Source organism: Nocardia brasiliensis (assembly GCF_042691675.1).
Classification (GTDB): domain Bacteria; phylum Actinomycetota; class Actinomycetes; order Mycobacteriales; family Mycobacteriaceae; genus Nocardia; species Nocardia brasiliensis_D.
The window spans coordinates 3,157,599-3,174,351 of the sequence record NZ_CP170507.1 but is presented as its reverse complement, the minus strand read 5'-3'; the positions used below and the strand labels follow the sequence as shown (position 1 = coordinate 3,174,351).

The 16,753-nt window shown below is 67.5% G+C and carries 14 protein-coding genes; 10 read left to right on the top strand and 4 right to left on the bottom strand.

The window, feature by feature from the left end; translation table 11 throughout:
- Positions 1–15: 15 nt before the first annotated feature.
- Complete coding sequence (locus ACFK0J_RS14830) at positions 16–1,323, bottom strand: LVIVD repeat-containing protein (RefSeq protein WP_378742843.1); 1,308 nt, start codon at positions 1,321–1,323, stop codon at positions 16–18.
- 311 nt (positions 1,324–1,634) lie between these two features.
- Between ACFK0J_RS14830 and ACFK0J_RS14825 the strand changes: the two genes are divergently transcribed.
- Positions 1,635–3,110 carry an ABC transporter substrate-binding protein gene (locus ACFK0J_RS14825; RefSeq protein WP_378740490.1) on the top strand — a complete coding sequence of 492 codons (1,476 nt, stop codon included), beginning with the start codon at positions 1,635–1,637 and terminating at the stop codon, positions 3,108–3,110.
- Positions 3,111–3,161: 51 nt separating this feature from the next.
- Here the strand turns inward: ACFK0J_RS14825 and ACFK0J_RS14820 are convergent, their stop codons facing one another.
- Positions 3,162–4,616 (bottom strand): MDR family MFS transporter, encoded by a 1,455-nt coding sequence (locus tag ACFK0J_RS14820; RefSeq protein ID WP_378740488.1) that lies wholly within the window; start codon positions 4,614–4,616, stop codon positions 3,162–3,164.
- Between the two features lie 484 nt (positions 4,617–5,100).
- Positions 5,101–5,508 (bottom strand): heme-binding protein, encoded by a 408-nt coding sequence (locus tag ACFK0J_RS14815; RefSeq protein ID WP_378740486.1) that lies wholly within the window; start codon positions 5,506–5,508, stop codon positions 5,101–5,103.
- A gap of 83 nt (positions 5,509–5,591) precedes the next feature.
- On the opposite strand from ACFK0J_RS14815, the gene ACFK0J_RS14810 reads away from it, so the two are divergent.
- Positions 5,592–6,197 (top strand): GNAT family N-acetyltransferase, encoded by a 606-nt coding sequence (locus ACFK0J_RS14810; RefSeq protein ID WP_378740484.1) that lies wholly within the window; start codon positions 5,592–5,594, stop codon positions 6,195–6,197.
- Here the strand turns inward: ACFK0J_RS14810 and ACFK0J_RS14805 are convergent.
- The gene (locus ACFK0J_RS14805) at positions 6,194–8,101 is read right to left on the bottom strand and encodes a BTAD domain-containing putative transcriptional regulator (RefSeq protein ID WP_378740481.1); all 1,908 of its coding nucleotides are present in this window, start codon (positions 8,099–8,101) and stop codon (positions 6,194–6,196) included. The two genes, ACFK0J_RS14810 and ACFK0J_RS14805, sit on opposite strands and share 4 nt — an antisense overlap.
- Positions 8,102–8,252: 151 nt before the next feature.
- Between ACFK0J_RS14805 and ACFK0J_RS14800 the strand changes: the two genes are divergently transcribed.
- From ACFK0J_RS14800 to ACFK0J_RS14765, 8 genes are all read left to right on the top strand, one after another.
- A complete protein-coding gene (locus tag ACFK0J_RS14800; protein ID WP_378740479.1) occupies positions 8,253–8,579 on the top strand; it encodes a WXG100 family type VII secretion target in 327 nt (108 codons plus the stop codon).
- Positions 8,580–8,614: 35 nt separating this feature from the next.
- On the top strand, positions 8,615–9,130 hold the full coding sequence (locus ACFK0J_RS14795; RefSeq protein ID WP_378740477.1) for a YbaB/EbfC family nucleoid-associated protein: 516 nt from the start codon (positions 8,615–8,617) through the stop codon (positions 9,128–9,130).
- Between the two features lie 37 nt (positions 9,131–9,167).
- Positions 9,168–13,838, top strand: a complete 4,671-nt coding sequence (locus ACFK0J_RS14790) for a glycosyltransferase (protein WP_378740475.1) — start codon at positions 9,168–9,170, stop codon at positions 13,836–13,838.
- On the top strand, positions 13,825–14,346 hold the full coding sequence (locus tag ACFK0J_RS14785; RefSeq protein ID WP_378740473.1) for a hypothetical protein: 522 nt from the start codon (positions 13,825–13,827) through the stop codon (positions 14,344–14,346). The genes ACFK0J_RS14790 and ACFK0J_RS14785 overlap by 14 nt, the downstream gene beginning before the upstream one ends.
- 29 nt (positions 14,347–14,375) lie before the next feature.
- Positions 14,376–15,011, top strand: a complete 636-nt coding sequence (locus tag ACFK0J_RS14780) for a hypothetical protein (protein WP_378740470.1) — start codon at positions 14,376–14,378, stop codon at positions 15,009–15,011.
- A complete protein-coding gene (locus tag ACFK0J_RS14775) occupies positions 14,998–15,507 on the top strand; it encodes a hypothetical protein (protein ID WP_378740467.1) in 510 nt (169 codons plus the stop codon). Before ACFK0J_RS14780 ends, ACFK0J_RS14775 begins: the two co-directional genes overlap by 14 nt.
- Positions 15,508–15,535: 28 nt before the next feature.
- Positions 15,536–15,688 (top strand): hypothetical protein, encoded by a 153-nt coding sequence (locus ACFK0J_RS14770; RefSeq protein ID WP_218476635.1) that lies wholly within the window; start codon positions 15,536–15,538, stop codon positions 15,686–15,688.
- Between the two features lie 191 nt (positions 15,689–15,879).
- Positions 15,880–16,704, top strand: coding sequence for a S1/P1 nuclease (locus tag ACFK0J_RS14765; protein ID WP_378740464.1), 825 nt, complete (start codon positions 15,880–15,882; stop codon positions 16,702–16,704).
- Positions 16,705–16,753 lie beyond the last annotated feature (49 nt).

Sequence of the window (16,753 nt, the reverse complement as noted above, 5' to 3'; positions counted from 1 at the left end):
GCCTTCGTCGCGCGGTCAGGCGGTGAGCTCGAGGATGTCGATGCCGCGGTTGTTGTCGGCGACGTAGACGAGACCCCGGTGCCAGTACGGCGCCCAGGCGGCCGCGTCGGCGGGCCGGTAGTAGGCGATCTGCTTGGGATTGGTCGGGTCACTGACATCCAGGAACCTGGTCCCCTGCGCGTAGAACGATTGCACCAGGATCTTTTCCCGCACGTCGAAGTAGTGCGCCGAGCAGTCACCGGACGCCGGGTCGCTGCCCTCCTGCCCGGCCACGCTCCAGGTGCCGACGGTATTGAGCCGGTATGGCTGCTGTGGCGTGGAGCGCCAGCCCGCTCCGCCGTAAGAACCTTCCAACGATGCGATGACCAGCACGCCGTCGCCCGCGCAGCCGTCGAGGAAGCTCTCCTCGGTGGCGTAGATCAGATTCCCGTTGCCCCAGTTCCCGGTGCCGCCGCCGTCCTTCGCGCGGTTGCCGACAGGGCGGAAGCTGTTGTGCATGAACTTGGACGGCGCGGCCGTCTCCTTGATCCCGCCACCCGCGTAGGGAACCGGGTCGCTCGGCGACGCCACCCGGTGCTTGCCGGTCACCGGGTCCTTGTGCATGCCGGATGTCCAGTAGCCGCGCACGCCGCCGCGGCCGGACGCCCAGGCGACACCCGTCTCGTCCACCTGGACGTCATGTACGTAGTCGGTCTTGCCGTCGTTGCGCGCCAACTCGATCGGGTTGGGGAAGACCTTCGGCTTGCGGGGGTTCCTGATGTCGGTGACCCAGATCGGGCGACCGCCCCATTCGGCAGGCATGCTGTCCGCCTTGGCCGGGCCGCCCGTCCACAGGTACTGGCAGTCGTTGATGCACGTGGTGGTATGGCCTGCGGGCACCTTGACGTAGCTCATTATCGACGGCTTCTCCGGATTGGCCAGGTCCACGATGTAGATGCCGGACTCGCCGGTGCGGACATTGCCGCCGAAGGCACGTGGGTCGCGAGCCAGGAAGACCCGCTTGCGCACCGGGTCGACCTCGGTGTCCTCGGTTTCCCACATCCCTGGCATGTTGAGTTGCCCGATCAGCTTCGGCGCCTTCGGGTTGGCGGTGAGGTCGTAGGTCTTCACCCCGAACTCGCCGGAGACCACCATGACGTCCCGGTTGCCGTACTGGAGAAATTGCAGCGCGATCGCGCCCTGTGCGTCCGGGACGTTGCCGACCGCCTTGACGTTCTTCTCCGCGCCGGGCGCGCCGGTCACTCGGGGAGCGGTGGCAGATGGACGGTCTTCCTCCCCGCAGGCGACGGCGGGCAACGTGCTGGCGGCGAGAGCGGCCGCCACGGTGACCAACAGCAGGGACGACCTAACAAACCAGCGGCGCACAACTACCTCCCAGCGAGGCGTAACCGATGATGACCAGGGATTCCTGGTCGCCGAGATGCCTCACTGTAAATGTCGGCGCGGGTGAACTGCGATACCCACATCGCGATACCGCTAACTGGGGAACAACTTTGGGGTAGTGGTCCGCGTGACGCCGGGTATAACTGTGTGATTCGCGCGGTGCGAGGTGAATGAGGTTGGTATGCCTGGTGTTCCACGTTCGACATGCGAATCGGCCATGCGGCGCACACCTACCGGCGCGGTGGGACCGAATGGCTGAACGTGCGCTGCGGCTTATCGCCGTGTTGGCCGTGCTCCTGCTCGGTGGCACCGCCTGCTCCGAATCAGCAGAACCGCCCGAGCCGGGCGTGCTCACGGTCGGCGTCCGCGAACCGGCCAGTCTGCTTCCCGCTGATCTGCGCGATCAGGCGGGCCGAATGCTCGTCGGCGCGTTGTGGACGCCACTGGTCGACTACGACGCGGCAACCGGGCAGAGCACCCCGCGGGCCGCGGACTCGGTTACCAGCACGGACCAGGTGACTTGGGAAATCAAACTACGTGCCGATGGCCGGTTCCACGACGGGACGCCGGTCACCGCTAAGTCCTATGTGGATACCTGGCGCGCGGTCGCGGACGAGCGGTGGGCCGGGTCCGGTGCGCTCACCGAAGTGTTGCGCGCCAAGGAGATCAGCGCGCCCGACGAACGCACCCTTCGGATCGTGCTAGATCGAGCGTTCGGCCAGGTGCCTGCGATATTGGCCGCGCAGGCGCTCCTCCCCCTGCCCGCATCGGTGCTGGCCTCCCGTGATTGGGTCGGCTTTGCCGCCAAGCCCGTGGGTAATGGGCCGTTCCGGATGGCGGAACCATGGCAGCCGGGTTCGGGCGGCCGGTTGGTGCGGATCGGAGAAGCTACCGGTAAAGCACGCGAGATCCAGTTCGAGGTGGGTGATTCCGCCGCGCAGTACGACCGAGTGCGGGCGGGTTCGCTCGATCTGGCCACCGAGGTTCCCGGCGAGCGGCACGAGGCCATGCACCACGATTTCGGCGACCGGCACGCGATGTGGCCGCTCCCGGAGGCCAGTTATCTCGCGTTTCCGTTGTCCGACAAGCGTTTCGAGGATGCGGCGGTGCGTTACGCGTTCGCCATGGCAGTAGACCGCGCGGCATTGGCGGCGGGTCCCCTTGCGCACCAGGTCGATCCGGCCCGCGCGATACTGCCGCCCGGCGTGGCACCGGGCGAGCGCTCCGCCACCTGCCGACCGTGCACACACGACCAGGCTGCCGCGAAGTCACTGCTCGGCCAGGTCAGCTTCACCGGTCCGGTCACGGTGTATTTCGGTGCCGGGCAGGAGCGATGGGCACGGCCACTCACCGACCAGCTCCGCACCGCGCTCGCGGTGGAGGCGACCGCGAGACCGCGCGGTGACGAGGCCGAACAGGTGGACGGGCCCCTCCTGCTGACGCGATCGCACAGCACGTCGAGTCCGCACGAACTGCTCGCCGCGCTCGCGAAGGCCACCGGGTACACCGACGAGGGCTTCGCCCAGCTGCTGGCTGCCGCCGATTCCGCAGGCGGGTCAGCGGAAAACGGCCAGCTGTACCGGCTCGCCGAGAATCAGCTGCTCCGCGATCTTCCGGTAGCGCCGCTGTGGTCCGGGCACGGGCATGCGGTGTGGGCAGAGCGGGTGGGTGACGTATCGGCAATGCCGTTGCGGGGTGTAGACCTCGCCTCGATTTCGCTCGGATGAAAAACCCCCGGCACGCGAAGGCGCCGGGGGTTTCAGTGTGCTGAATTGCGTTCAGCCCTTGACCAATTCGGGGGTTGCGGATTCGGACTCTTCCGGGGCGGCTGCTCGGCTGGGGAGGAGAATCGCCATGACGATGACGATGAGGGCCAAGGCGGCGGATACGAGGAAGGCGAGGCGCATGCCGTCCAGGTGGGCGGTGACGAGGTCGGTGCCGTCGGCGATGAGTTCGGTGCTGCGGGCCGACATGATCGTCACCACGAGGGCGGTCCCGAAGGCCGCGGCGACCTGTTGCAGGGTGCCGAGCATGGAGCTGCCGTGCGAGTACAGGTGCTGCGGGAGCGCGCCGAGGCCGAGGGTGAAGACCGGGGTGAAGGTCGCGGCCAGCGCCACCATCAGCAGGATGTGCAGGGCGAGCAGCTGCCAGTACGGCATGGTCATCGAGATCTGGGTGAACCCGGCCAGCGACGCGGCGATACCGATCGACCCGGGGATCACCAGCGAGCGTCCGCCGAACCGGTCGAACAGCCGACCGACGGTCGGTCCGAGCAGACCCATCGCCAACCCGCCCGGCATCACCAGCAGGCCGGTCTGCAAGGGGCTCAGACCACGGAGGTTCTGCAGGTACAACGGCAGCAGGATCATCGAACCGAGCATCGCCATGAACGCGACCGACATCAGCACCAGCGCCTTGGTGTAGGTGCCGGACAGCAGAACCCGTAGGTCGAGCAGCGGGGTGCCGGTGCGCTGCAAACGCAGCTGACGGAAGGCGAACGCGGCGATGAGGGCCAGGCCCGCGGCGACGATCAGCGCCGGACCGGCGAGGTTGTCGCTTTCGAACCGGCTGAGGCCGAACACCAGACCACCGAACCCGAGCGCGGCGAGCACCACACTGACCGCGTCGATCGCCCCGGCCTGCGGTTCACCGACGTTCTCCAGCTGGCGCAGACCGAGCCAGGTGATCACGCCCGTGATCGGCAGCACCAGCACGAAAAGCCAGCGCCACGAACCGACCTGCAGCACCAACCCGGAAATCACCGGACCCATCGCGGGCGCCACCGAAATGGCGAGGGTGACTTGACCCATCACCCGGCCCCGGTCCTGTTCGGGCACAACGGTCATCAGCGTGGTCATCAGCAGCGGCATCATCACCGCGGTGCCGCCTGCCTGAATGATCCGCCCGAGCAGCAGCACCGCGAACGACGGCGCCACCGCCGACAGCGTGGTACCGGCCAGGAAGACCCCCATCGCCACGGAATACGCCTGCCGGGTCGAAACTCGCTGCAGGAACCATCCGGTGGCCGGAATGACGGCCGCCATGGTGAGCATGAACGCGGTGGACACCCACTGCGCCGCCCGCTCGGTGACCTCGAGGTCGGCCATCAGGCGCGGGATCGCGTTGATCATGATGGTCTCGTTCAGGATCACCACGAAGGTCGCGAGCACCAGCACCCGGATGACTGTCGGGGTCCGCCCTCCCGAGGCGGGAGCGGAACGGTCGGCGAGCATCGGGTACCTCCGGCAGGAAACGTTGACAGGAACGGGCGCGGTCCACAGCTTCGAGGTCCCGGCGCCACAGTGGTTGAGACGGAATCGGTTGCTCGAACTCATCGGACGCGCGTCAGTATTCCGGTGGGCACCGACAAAGATCACCCGATTTTCTTGTCCATCCAGCCTCTATCTCGAGCAGATCCACTGGTCAACGCCATTTCTGCAGGACAGCGAACGCGGATCGTGAGCCTGGTCACGCATCCGCGCAACGGCGTGGCCGCGCACAGCCGCACGGCGACTGTTCTATGCTGACATCCGCCGAGCGACGTGGCGGCGTTCGCACGGCGTACGGGGAAGCGACCCGCCCAGTGCCGTGTTTCGCGACACTGGGCGGGTCCACGTAACTCGCGCCGGGTCCTGATCGAAGCGGTTGCCCGCCTCCAGCACGACCGACCCGGCACATAGGGAGCGGCCGGGTCGAAGTCGGTGGCGCGGTGAACGTTCAGTCCAATTGAGCGACGGCGGCTGTGCCGATCCGGTGGTCGGTGATCGATGAGTCCGCCCCGGATACACCCAGCGCGCCGATGACCGTGCCGCCGACCCGGATGATCACGCCACCGCCGTTCGGTACCAGTGCGTGCGAACCCGACTGAGGCGGTCCACCGAACAGTGACTGCCCTCGGGGTGCGGCAGCGGACATGTGCACGGTGTCGAATCCCAGCGCAATGGCCGTGTCCGCCTTGCGTTTCGCGATATCCGCGGTATGCACGGCGGCACCGTCCATCCGTGCGAAGGCCACCAGGTTGCCACCGACTTCCACGACGGCCAGCGACACCGTCTCCCCCAGCTCGACCGCCGTCTTCCGAGCGGCCCCGAGTACCGACTCGGCCTGGTCCAGCGAAATAGCCATGGACACATCCTCCCAAACCACGAGCACCGGCCTGCCGCACATGACAGGAAATGCTGTGGACGGCACGGTCGATCCTGTACAGGATGCAGCTGGTGGACGTGTTTCTGGAGACCGATCGACTCGTACTGCGCAGATTCAGCGAGTCCGACGTCGACAACCTGGTGTGGTTGGACAGCGATCCCGCGGTCATGCGTTTCCTGACCGGCGAACCCACCCCACGCGACGAGATCGAGCACGAGGTGCTGCCCGCGATCCTGCGCACCTATCGCCTGGGACCAGCGGGCCGCTGGGCCGCCATCGAACGATCCACCGGAAAGTTTGTCGGCTGGTTGGCTCTTCAGCCGCCGGACGACGGCAGCGTCGGCGAAGTGGAACTCGGATATCGGCTCGCGGCCACGGTCTGGGGCCGCGGATACGCGACCGAGGGAGCGCGAGCGCTGATCCGAAAGGGATTCACCGAACTCGGTGTCCACCGAGTGTGGGCCCAGACCATGGCCGTCAACATCGCCTCGCGGCGCGTAATGGAGAAGGCCGGATTGACCCACCTCCGAACCTTCCACCTCCACTTCGACGACCCCCTGCCCGGAACCGAACACGGCGAGGTCGAATACGAACTGCGACACGATGATTGGCTGAACTCGATGCACGCGGAGGGCCCGTCATCGCGCGAATACGACCGCGCGATCTAGGTTTGGGGGATCTCGGGTGGGGAGGGCTTTGGTGGGGAGTGGGCCGTGCGGGCGCGGTAGTGGCGCAGGATTCGCAGCGAGGCGTCCTGGCGGCTCTGGGGTGGCTCGATCGTTTCGGCGAGCTCCCTGGCGAAAAGGCGCATCAGGTCGTGCATGTGGAATCGACCGGGCGGTGATTCGCGGAGCAGATGCGCATCTACGAGGGTGTCGAGCAGTGTTGCCGCCTCTTGCTCGGATACCCCGGCCAGTGCCGCGGCGGCCGGTGCCGCGATGTCGGGACCCTCGAGCAGGCCGAGCAGCCGGAACAGGCGTGCGGCGGCGTGGCCCGGATCGTCGGCCAGCTCGTGGTAGCTGGCGGCGAAACTGGCTCGGACACTGAAGGTGTCGATGCTCAGTTCGTCCAGGCGGCGATGTTCCGGGCGGAGGCGTCGGGCGAGGGTGCGGTAGGTCCAGGTGGGGTGGGACTCGAGCCTGATCGCCGCGATCCGCAAGGCAAGGGGCAGTCCCTGGCACAGCCGCACCACTTCCTCGGCGCCCTCGTCGTCGCCGGTGGGTCGAGCGAGCTTGCGGAGCAAGGACAGTCCGTCGGCCGCGCCGAGGGTGTCGACGGGGCAAGTCCAGGCATCGCTGATGGCGAGCGCACGACGGCTGGTGACCAGCACCGAGCAGTGCGGTGTGCCCGGCAGGAAGGGTCGCACCTGGCCGGTGTCCCTGGCATTGTCCAACAGGAACAAAAGGCGCCGTCCGGCCACCGCCGAGCGCAATCGCCCCGCCATTTCATCGATCTCGCGCACCGAGGGCGGCGGCTCCGCACCCAGCGATCGCAGCAGCCGCGGTAGCGCTTGGCTCGCGGACACGGGCTCGCTGCCGGGGGTGTGTCCATGCAGGTCGAGGTAGAGCTGGCCGTCCGGAAACTCGGGGGCGAGCAGGCGCGCCGCGCGCACCGCCAGCGCCGATTTACCCACGCCGCCCCCACCGATCAGTACGGCGATTCGCGGGGCGTCTCCCTGCGGCTTCAGCGTGTTGTACAGCCTGGCGACTTCCTCGTCCCGCCCGGTGAAAGCGACTGTGTCCGCGGGCAATTCGGCCGGGATCGCGGACCGCGCGGGCACTCGCGCCGGTGCGGCGGTGGATCCGGCGGATTCCGCCGATGCCGTAACCAACAATGGATCATGCTCGAGGACGGCTTGATGCAGTGTCAGCAGTCCGGGTCCCGGCTCCAGCCCGAGTTCGTCTCGCAGTAGCTCACGCAGCTCGTGATAGCTGGCGAGCGCCTCGGTTTGGCGACCCGCGCGGTACAGCGCGCGGATGTGCACTTCACGAAAGCGTTCGCGCAGTGGATACGCGGCGACGAGCTCACCGAGTTCATCGGCGAGCAGGTGATGTTCACCGAGTTCGAGCCGCGCCTGCGCCTGGTCTTCCCAGGCGGTCAGCCGTTGCTCGGTGAGGGTCGCGATGCTGGACTGGGCGAACGCTTCGTCGGCGAAGTCGGCCAGCGCGGGTCCACGCCACAGCGCGAGCGCTTCGGTCAACAGGGCCGCTCTGGCTCGGGGATTCGGCGCGACCCGGGCCCGTTGGGTCAACGTCCGAAACCGGTGGGTATCCAGCGCCTCCGGATCGATATCGAGAACGTAGCCCTGCCCCTGATAGGTCACCAGGTTCTTACCGCCGGGTTGCGCCTCCTCCAATGCCCGGCGCAGCTGCGAGATCTTGACCTGGAGGGTGCCGAGCCGTCGCCCGGACCGGTCGTGCCAGAGATCTTCGATGAGCCGGTCGGTGGTCACCGTCTGACCTACATGCAGCAGCAGATCGACGAGCAGCGCACGGACTTTCAGCTCGGTTATCCGGATCGGGCGGCCATCGGCGGTCGCCACCACCAACGGCCCGAGCAGGCAAAACCGCATCTTGTCACGGTAAGCCGTCAGCACCGGCCCGGCCTGCCCCCAAAATCTTGCTATCGCGGTCGAACCGTAGGCCGATCGAAAGTCGATCGTAAGCGGTGGCTTCCAGTATGGAACTACTCATGGTCATGGCAGCAGGGTGAGGAGGATCTGGATGACCGACAAGGTGCGGGTACAGCCCGGGGAGTTGCGGGGTGTCGCCGGTGATCTGACAGCAGTGTCGGGACGGGTGCGGCAGGTGCTGTCGGGACTGCGCTCCGCCGCCGACGGGGAAGGCGCGCCGTGGGGCAATGACAAGATCGGAAACCAGTTCGCCAACGGCAGCGGCGGCGATAGCCCGGGCTACGTGGGGGCGCGGGACAAGCTCTACGAGGTCGTGGATTCCAAAGTGAAGGTGCTGGAACAGTTCTCCACCGGTCTGCGCGATGCCGCCAAGGCCATGGAGCAGCAGGACACTCACTCCGCCCGTGGCTACAAGTGAGCCGGATTCCTGGTTGACCACAACGGGGGTAGGGGATGTCGAATGAGGCGGCGAAGGCTCGGCTGGCCGAGCTGCTCGATACCGCCGAGACGCACATGGCGAAGCTCGCCGAGGCACAGCGGCAGCGCGCGGAGCTGACCGCCACCGCGTCCACCGCGCGCGGACGCGTGACCGTCACCGTCGACGCCGAGGGCAAGGTGATCGAAACGGTATTCGCCTCGGGCATCGAGGAAATGGGCCATCAGCAGATCGCGCAAGCCTTCACGGCCGCGGCGCAGGAGGCCGCCGCGACCGTGCAACGCAAAGCGACGGAGCTGATGGCGCCGCTGCAGCGGGAACTGGCCAGGTTGCCGAGCTTGTCGGAGATCGTTCCCGGCCTGCCCGACCTGGCAGAGCTGCTTCCGGAGCCACCTGAGGTGTCGACCGCCCCGCCCGCGGCGCGGGCCCGCGAAGGGGCCGACGAAGCGCACGGCATGCAGTTCCGCAATGTGGAGGAATACGACCACACCCGGTCGGGGCCGACGTCGGCGACCACGGATACCAGCTGGTGAGCCTCGACAGACCGGGGACGACGCGGAGCGCTGACCGATGACGATCAATATCCCGTCCGGGCTCCAATGGCTCAGCTGGGTCGCGGGTTCCGAGTGGCCGCAGGGCGACGAGGACGCGCTGTTTCGGCTCGCGCAGTACTGGCAGCGCGCGGCCACCGACTTGCAGGCCATCGTCCCCGATGTGCGCAACGCCGCGAACGCGACGCTGAAGTACTACGACGGCAATGGCGCCGACGAGGCGGTCGCGCAGCTGAAAAAGCTTATCTCCGGCGATGATTCGATCGAGAAACTGGCTGAGCAGCTCGTCAAACTCGGCAACTACGCCGAAAACGGCGGAACTCAAATCGAATACACCAAGCTGCAGATCATCACCACGCTGGTCATCCTCGCCATCCAGATCGCCTGGGCGCTCGCGTCACTGTGGGGTGCGCTGGCGATTCCGGCGATGCAGGTGACCACCCAGATCGCCATCCGGATGATCGTCTCGAAGCTGCTTCAGGCGCTGATCCAGGCGGGAGCGAAGATCGCTTCGCTGTCGTTCCTGAAAGCGCTCGGCGTGAATGTGGCGATCCAGGTGGCGCTCGGCTTCGCTCAGGAACTGGGCATCCAGGCCTACCAGGCGGGCCAGGGTCATCGCAGAATGACCGCCGATGGTCGCATGACGAGCGACATCGATTGGAACAGAGTGGGTGTCGCGACGCTGGCGGCGGGAGCCAGCGCGGCGGTCGCCTTCCCCCTCGGCCTCGGCGTCGGCAAGATGCTCGGGCCGTCCGCCACGGTGCGTGGTGCGCTGGGCAAGACCGCCGTCGCGGGCACGGTCGCCGGAATCGGCGGCGTCGCGGGCGGGTACGCGGCGGTCGGATTGGCTACCAACCATTGGGAATTCGACCCGCGCATGCTCTCCGGCGCACTCGGCGGTGCGCTGGCCGGTGGCATCCATGGTGTCCGCGGACAACAGCTGAGCATGCGCGCCGCGGCCGGAGATGTCGGCGCCGCGAAGATGCTCGGGATCCAGCCCGGGGTGCACCCGGCGCAGACCGGCGAATCGTCCAGCGTCCCAGGGGCCGACCACGGCGGAAACGGTGTCGCGCACGGCGATCCGCCGCCGCGCGCGGGCGCGGCCGACGAGCCGGCCGGTACCGGCGGGAACGGCCGGGCGGGCGCACAGGACGGCAGCGCGGCTCCGCCACCCGGCGCGGAGGTGCAGGCCAGGCCGACCCACGACGCCGCTCCCGAAGCCCGTCCAGTGGTGGATGACGGAGCGCGGCAGGCACCGGCCGACAATCCTGTCCCGGTCCGTGCCGAGAGCGCGGAGGAGGCACCGGTATCGCGAGCTGAGGCGGCACCGCAACGGGCGGCGGACGACGGCGGCCACGATGTCGCGCCTGCGCGTGCGGGAGACGCCGGGCACGACGCCGCACCGGTGTCACGGTCAGGCGATCCCGGCCACGATGTCGCCGCGCCACGGGCGACCGACGCAGCCCCGGTCGCGCCGCACGCCGCGGGCGATGGCAAGGGACCGGTATCGCAGGCGCACGCCGAACCCCGTCCCGCGCAAGCCGAACCCCGTCCCGCGCAAGCTGAACCGCGCCCGGCGCAAGCCGAGCCTCGTCCGGTCCAGCCCGATGCGCGACCGGAAAGTCCCCGCCCCGGCGCAGCGGAGGGCACCGGCGACAGATCTACCGCGGCACGGCCCGAGTCCCCGCGCCCGGGTGCCGGTGTGGAAGGCGGCCGGGGCGCCGACCGCGCGGGCTCCGGCGCCGAAGGACACCGGGGTGCGGACCGAGCAGGTACGGCTCCGCACGCCGGACCACGCGTTCCCCTGGAAGCACGAGCTGGCGAAGCGGTACCGAAACCCATTGCCGCACAACCGGATGGCACCACAGCGAGCCCGCCGCGCAGCTCCTCCCGACCCGAGCTGATCACGGTGCTGCCCGGGCCGGACAGCCCGCGGGTGATCACGAACGACCGGCCCCTTTCACCGATCGGGGCACGCCCCGACGATCCCGCTAGCGGGCCGGAAAACGCTGGGCGGCAAGGCGATTCAGCGCCGCTCCCGCAGCTGCGGATCGGTGAGCACACCGTCGACCCGGTGGCCGTCCATTCGCTGCCCGAGCAGCGCGCCGAGCAGCTGCGGCAGTTGGGCAACAGCGTCCCCGAGCTGTACGAACTGCGCCCCTCGGACGCGAACGTTTTCCACGAACAGATGATGAAGCTGAAGGAGAACAACAAGTTCGCCGCGTCCGTGCACGTCTACGAGGTGGGCGAATACCAGGGAATGCGGATGCTGGTCAGCGACGACGGCACCGCGGGCATCGCCATCAAGGGCGACGAAATCGTGTCGGTGTACTCGCATCGGGACGTGACGAACTATCCCAAGGCGGCCCACGCACTGGTCGAGACCGCGGTGATGCTGGGCGGCAGGCGGCTGGACTGCTTCGACACCGTGCTGCCGAAACTGTACGCGGAGTGCGGTTTCGAGCCGGTGGCGCGGCTCGCGTGGGACGACCGCTACGCCCCCGACGGATGGAGCTACGAGACCTTCGGCCGCTATAACGACGGACGCCCCGACGTGGTGTTCATGGCCCACGACCCGGACAAGCTCGGCGGCACCTACGAGCCGGGCGCCGGACGCCGTGTCGACACCTATGACGAAGGCGTGGAAGCGGCTCGCGCCCATCTGACGCAAGACCTTCCGGCACCGGCCGACTCGGAGCGACCGCACAACAGATGCATCGTGGAGTCGATCGACGCCGCCAACGAATTCTTCGGCAGGCGCGTCGTCGGTGACGTGGACGACGCCGCCGTGGGGCCGCGCGGTGTCCACATCGATGACGTGGAAGCGGCGGTCGGTGAGCGATTCGTACCGCACCCCGACCACGATGCGATCGCCGCCCGGCTGCTCGCCATGGCGGAACCCAAGGCGGCCGCGCTGGTCATCGACGAGTATCGCGGTGACAGTCCCGGCCAGCGTTACGGCGCGCACGCCTACCTGTTGACCAAGGAAGGCAACGAGATTCGGGTGGTCGACCCCGGCGCCGAACTGTTCCACGGCCACCCGCCGCGGCTGCCGAGGGAACTGCACGGCACCTGGGCGGTCTTCTTGAACAAGGACGGTCCGGTCGCGACACACGAGGCATTCGTCGGGGATCGGCCCGAGTCACCGATCGGGCGGGACGTGTCCGACCCGGCGGTGCCACGCGTCGGCGACGAGGACCCGGCGCGGCAGGTGGATACGTCGGACGCGCGCCTGCGGATCCTGTTGGTCTGCGATGACTGGGGACTCGACAAAGGCGGAATACCCGCGGTCAACAAGAACCTGGCGGAAGGTCTTGCCGAAGCGGGCCACGAGGTATACGTCCGAGTCGGGCATCCGGTTCCGGAAAACGACGGCAGTCAGGCCACGGTGATCGGTCCTCGGACCCATGACCCACAGCTGCGGAACCAATTCCACCTCACCTCGGATCCCGAGGATCTGCCGTCGAATGTAGACGCGGTGATCGGCCACAGTCGGTTCTCCGGCTATGCGGCGCGCGAAATACGCGATGCGCTCTACCCCGACGCCAAGCTCGTGCACGTCGTACATATGGCCACCGAAGCCCTCGGTCGCGTACAAGACAGACCCCAATGGCCCGCGCGCCAGTGGGCGGAAACCGATCTGGTGTCCACTTCGGATATCAGTGTCGGTGTCGGCCCGAAGCTGGTCGAAGAGGTGCACAATCTGGCAGGCAGGTCCGGCAGCGATCCGGTTGTCCACGAGTTGATTCCCGGTGTTCCCTTCGCAGAGCAGGTGCCGCGCCCGCAAGGTGAGGGGCCGCTCAAGGTCTTGATGTTCGGTCGCAACGACGTGCAGAAGGGTGCGAACGAAGCCGCGCAAATGATCCGAGAATTGAACGCTCGAGGAATCGACGTCGAGCTGATCGTGCGCGGCGTGGACCCGAAAGAGCTGAAAGACACGCGAGATTTCTTGTCGAGCATCGCGGCTCGCGAAGTCGAGGTCAAGCCGTTCTCGACCGACCGCAGGCAGCTGCTTGCCGACATACAGAACGCGAATGTCGTGATCATGAATTCACGCGCCGAGGGATTCGGTCTCGTCGCGATCGAAGCGGCGGGCGCGGGCACGCCTATCTTGATCTCCAGCGGGAGCGGAGCAGGCAGATTCTTCGGTGACACCAGCCGGTTCCCCGCCGAAGTCGGGGAACGCATTCTTGTCGAGCAGGGCTTCGATGAAGTCATACCGGTCGATCGGTGGGTGGACAAACTCCAGACCGTTCTCACCGACCCGGACGAAGCGCACGCGTACGCCCGCGAACTCCAGGAGTTGATGCGTAACCAGAACCTCACCTGGAAAGAGGCGGCGGAACGCTTGGCGGCTACCATCCGCGAAACAGCTATCTCGCCGGCGGAAAGACCGATACCCGACTACCGTCCCCTCCCCGATCAGGACAAACCGACGCACCCCACCCGCGGTCCGGAAACCGAACCGGATTTGCCCACCGCAGTGGACTGGTTCATCCAGCGCTCGACCCAGCCGCATGTTCGCGAGCTCGCCGCCGCCATCTCCAACGCCGGGCTGACGCGCGCACAGGCTCTCGAAGTGTGGTCCGCGTATGCTGAGGCCGGGCCGACCGAAGCGGATAAGAAAGCCTTCGTGGCGCGATTCAAGGCAGCTCGAAAGGATTCCGGGGACAGCGATGGCGATCACTGAAAGTGACTCCGAGCCGCAGGCCGAACGATATAACCGACTGCGGGACGCGGCCGCCCGGGTTCTCGCCGTTCTGGATGACCCGGAAAGTAATCCGGAAACCTTGCGCGGTGCGTTGTCCGAACTGCATCGGGCGGTGCGTGGCGAGCCCAGTTCCGTCCCCACCGACCATCCACTGTCCGCGCCGGATCCGGCGATGCACTTGCTCAGCCGACTCTCGTATACAGGCAAAATCGCACATCCGATACCGCTCGACGAGCAAGCAGGCCATCTGCGCGATCGACTCCTCGGCGCGCCCCAGTTGCCCGATGCGGGTCCCCGTGATCCCGATCGCGACGTCCGGCTGACCGAGCTGCGCGCCATGATCGTCGGCGGCCTGCTGCGAGAACTGGCCGCGCGGCTGCGGCCGGGAGCGGCCTTCGGCCCGAGCCGTGACGGCGAACAACTCGCCGCGGCAGTCGCCGAACTGGCCGCGGCCGTGCTCGATCGAACCTTTGTCGGGCGCCGATGACCGCGCCCGAGCACCGGCGCCATACCGTCGTGACCTTCAGCCGCGTCGAGCAATCCGGCGACTGCGCGCTGGCGGCGGCGCGAATCATCCAGCGGGTCAACGGTAAAGGGCTCGATGTCGAGTTGATCGTGCGCGGTGCGCCGCCGGAGATCGTCGGCCGCGCGCGGCGACTGCTGTCCAGCGAAGCAGGCCGGGCGGTGGACGTCCGACCCTATGTGGTGGATCGAGCCGACATCGTGGCCGATCTGACCCAGGCCGATGCGGTCATCATGCCGGTCCGCCCCACGGGATTCGGGGCCGTCGGCCTGGACGCCGCACTCGAGGGTGTCCCCCTCCTGGTGCCCACGACCAGTGGCATCGGCATCTTCCTGGCCGACCCCAGCCGCTATCCGGCAGAGCTTGTCGAACATGTCCTGGTCGAGCAGGACTTCGACGAGCCGGTCCCGCTCGACCGCTGGGTCGGCAAGCTGCACGCGCTACTCACCGACCTGCCGCGCAGCCGTGAACGCGCCCGCGCCCTGAAACACCATCTCCGCGAACAGAATCGAACGCGCGACGGCGCCACGGAATCGCTGGCCGCGATCGATCGCGCGGCGCTGGCCGCCGCGAACAAGACGCTCATTCGATACTCGGCACAGGGAGGCGACGGCGATGGCAGACGGTGACCGCACCGCGCGGTATGAACTGTTGCGCGAGACTGCCATCCGGGTCCTCGACGCGATCGGCAACGCTCAGGAGGAACCGGAGACGCTGCGAAACGCCTTGGTGGACATGCATCTCACCGTCGCGGGCGACGCACCCATCACCACCCCGGCGGAACTGCCGCACCCGACCCTCGATCCGGAACGTCACCTGCGCAGCAGGTTCAACTACGTGGACAGCACGGCCCATCCGGTGCCGCTCGTCGAGGAGGCGGCCGAGCTGCGGCGGGAATTGGCCGAAGACCGGGGACGCGACGACCACAGTCCGGGCGGCCCGGAGCGAAACGTCCACTTCACCGGGCTGGAAGCCATGATCATCGGTGGCCTGCTGCAAGAACTCGCGGCCCGCCTGCTACCGGGAGATGCCTTCGGCCCGAGTAACAATGGTGCGGAGCTCGCCGCCGTGGCCACCGACCTGGCCTGGGAACTCCTCGACCAGACCTTTGTCGGCCGCAGCTGAGCACGCCGACCGAAGGAGCAGACACACCATGAGCGATACCCCCGAACTCACCAGGGAACAGCGCGAGGAATTCTGGCGCCGCCGCGGTTGGCGCCCGGACCTGCCGGAAGAGCAGCGCCTCGCGATCGAACGGGAATGGGACGACGAGGCGATCGAACTCGCGGAGTTCCACGGCTTCTGACCCGTTCCTGGACGGCCTCGCCGCGAAGATTTCGCCTGGCGTTTGCTTCTGAATAGAAGTTATCCCGGACACTCGGGTGCGCAACAGACGCACCAGAACTCGGGCTTCGGCATGCCGCGATGCGGGTTCTGCGGATCAGCGTCACCGAGGCGGCCGCCAGGCCGCACGAAGCGCCGTGGAGGGATTTCTCGATGCGAGGTAGAGCCGTGTTGGTGAGCGTGTGTGCGTTTGCCGCAATGGTGTTGACAGTCCCACCCTCGGCCAATGCGTGGGGCGTTCAGGGTCACAACACCACCGGCGCTATTGCCGACCTGCGGCTGACCGCGGGGGCGCGGGAGGAGGTCACCCGGCTGCTGTCCGGTGAGCCCGACCCCACCCTCGCCGGTGTGTCCAACTGGGCCGACGACGTGCGCCGCAACGACCCCGAACTCGGGAAACGTTCGGCACCTTGGCATTACGTCAACATTGGCGAGAACGGCTGCGTATACGATCCCGCAGTGAACGGCAACGGTGGGCAGAACGTCGTCGAGGCTCTTCGAACGCAGACCGCGACGCTGGCCGACAGCACCCGTTCGGATGCCGACCGGCGCCAGGCGCTGAAGTTCGTCGTGCACTTCGTCGGTGACATCCATCAGCCGCTGCACGCCGGGTACGCCCGCGATCGCGGCGGAAACGAATTCCGGGTCCAGTACCTCGGTCACAGCACCAACCTGCACTCGGTGTGGGACAGCCGAATGCTCGACACCCGCCATGCCAGTGACCAAGAAGAGTCGCAGCGGCTGCTCGCGCTCCCCGCACCCGACCTGCCCGCGGCACAACCGGACACCGATCCCGTCCGCTGGGCGCAGGACAGCTGCCGGATCGTCGACACCCCCGGCTTCTATCCGGCGTCGTCCACCATCGGCGACGACTACACCCGCCAATTCCTCCCGATAGCCGAAGCCCAGCTCCGCCTCGCCGGAGAACGCCTCGGCCAGCTACTCAACGCCGTGCTCGCCGCGCCGAACAGTTTGTGAGCGGCCCGCAACAGCAATTAATTGATCAGTTTTGAAGAAGCCGGTTGTA

Excerpts from the sequence above, each read along its gene's own strand:
- ACFK0J_RS14825 (WP_378740490.1), top strand. The coding sequence starts at position 1,635 with ATGGCTGAACGTGCGCTGCGGCTTATCGCCGTGTTGGCCGTGCTCCTG.
- ACFK0J_RS14820 (WP_378740488.1), bottom strand. The coding sequence starts at position 4,616 with ATGCTCGCCGACCGTTCCGCTCCCGCCTCGGGAGGGCGGACCCCGACA.
- ACFK0J_RS14815 (WP_378740486.1), bottom strand. The coding sequence starts at position 5,508 with ATGGCTATTTCGCTGGACCAGGCCGAGTCGGTACTCGGGGCCGCTCGG.
- ACFK0J_RS14810 (WP_378740484.1), top strand. The coding sequence starts at position 5,592 with ATGCAGCTGGTGGACGTGTTTCTGGAGACCGATCGACTCGTACTGCGC.
- ACFK0J_RS14805 (WP_378740481.1), bottom strand. The coding sequence starts at position 8,101 with ATGCGGTTTTGCCTGCTCGGGCCGTTGGTGGTGGCGACCGCCGATGGC.
- ACFK0J_RS14800 (WP_378740479.1), top strand. The coding sequence starts at position 8,253 with ATGACCGACAAGGTGCGGGTACAGCCCGGGGAGTTGCGGGGTGTCGCC.
- ACFK0J_RS14795 (WP_378740477.1), top strand. The coding sequence starts at position 8,615 with ATGTCGAATGAGGCGGCGAAGGCTCGGCTGGCCGAGCTGCTCGATACC.
- ACFK0J_RS14790 (WP_378740475.1), top strand. The coding sequence starts at position 9,168 with ATGACGATCAATATCCCGTCCGGGCTCCAATGGCTCAGCTGGGTCGCG.
- ACFK0J_RS14785 (WP_378740473.1), top strand. The coding sequence starts at position 13,825 with ATGGCGATCACTGAAAGTGACTCCGAGCCGCAGGCCGAACGATATAAC.
- ACFK0J_RS14775 (WP_378740467.1), top strand. The coding sequence starts at position 14,998 with ATGGCAGACGGTGACCGCACCGCGCGGTATGAACTGTTGCGCGAGACT.
- ACFK0J_RS14770 (WP_218476635.1), top strand. The coding sequence starts at position 15,536 with ATGAGCGATACCCCCGAACTCACCAGGGAACAGCGCGAGGAATTCTGG.
- ACFK0J_RS14765 (WP_378740464.1), top strand. The coding sequence starts at position 15,880 with ATGCGAGGTAGAGCCGTGTTGGTGAGCGTGTGTGCGTTTGCCGCAATG.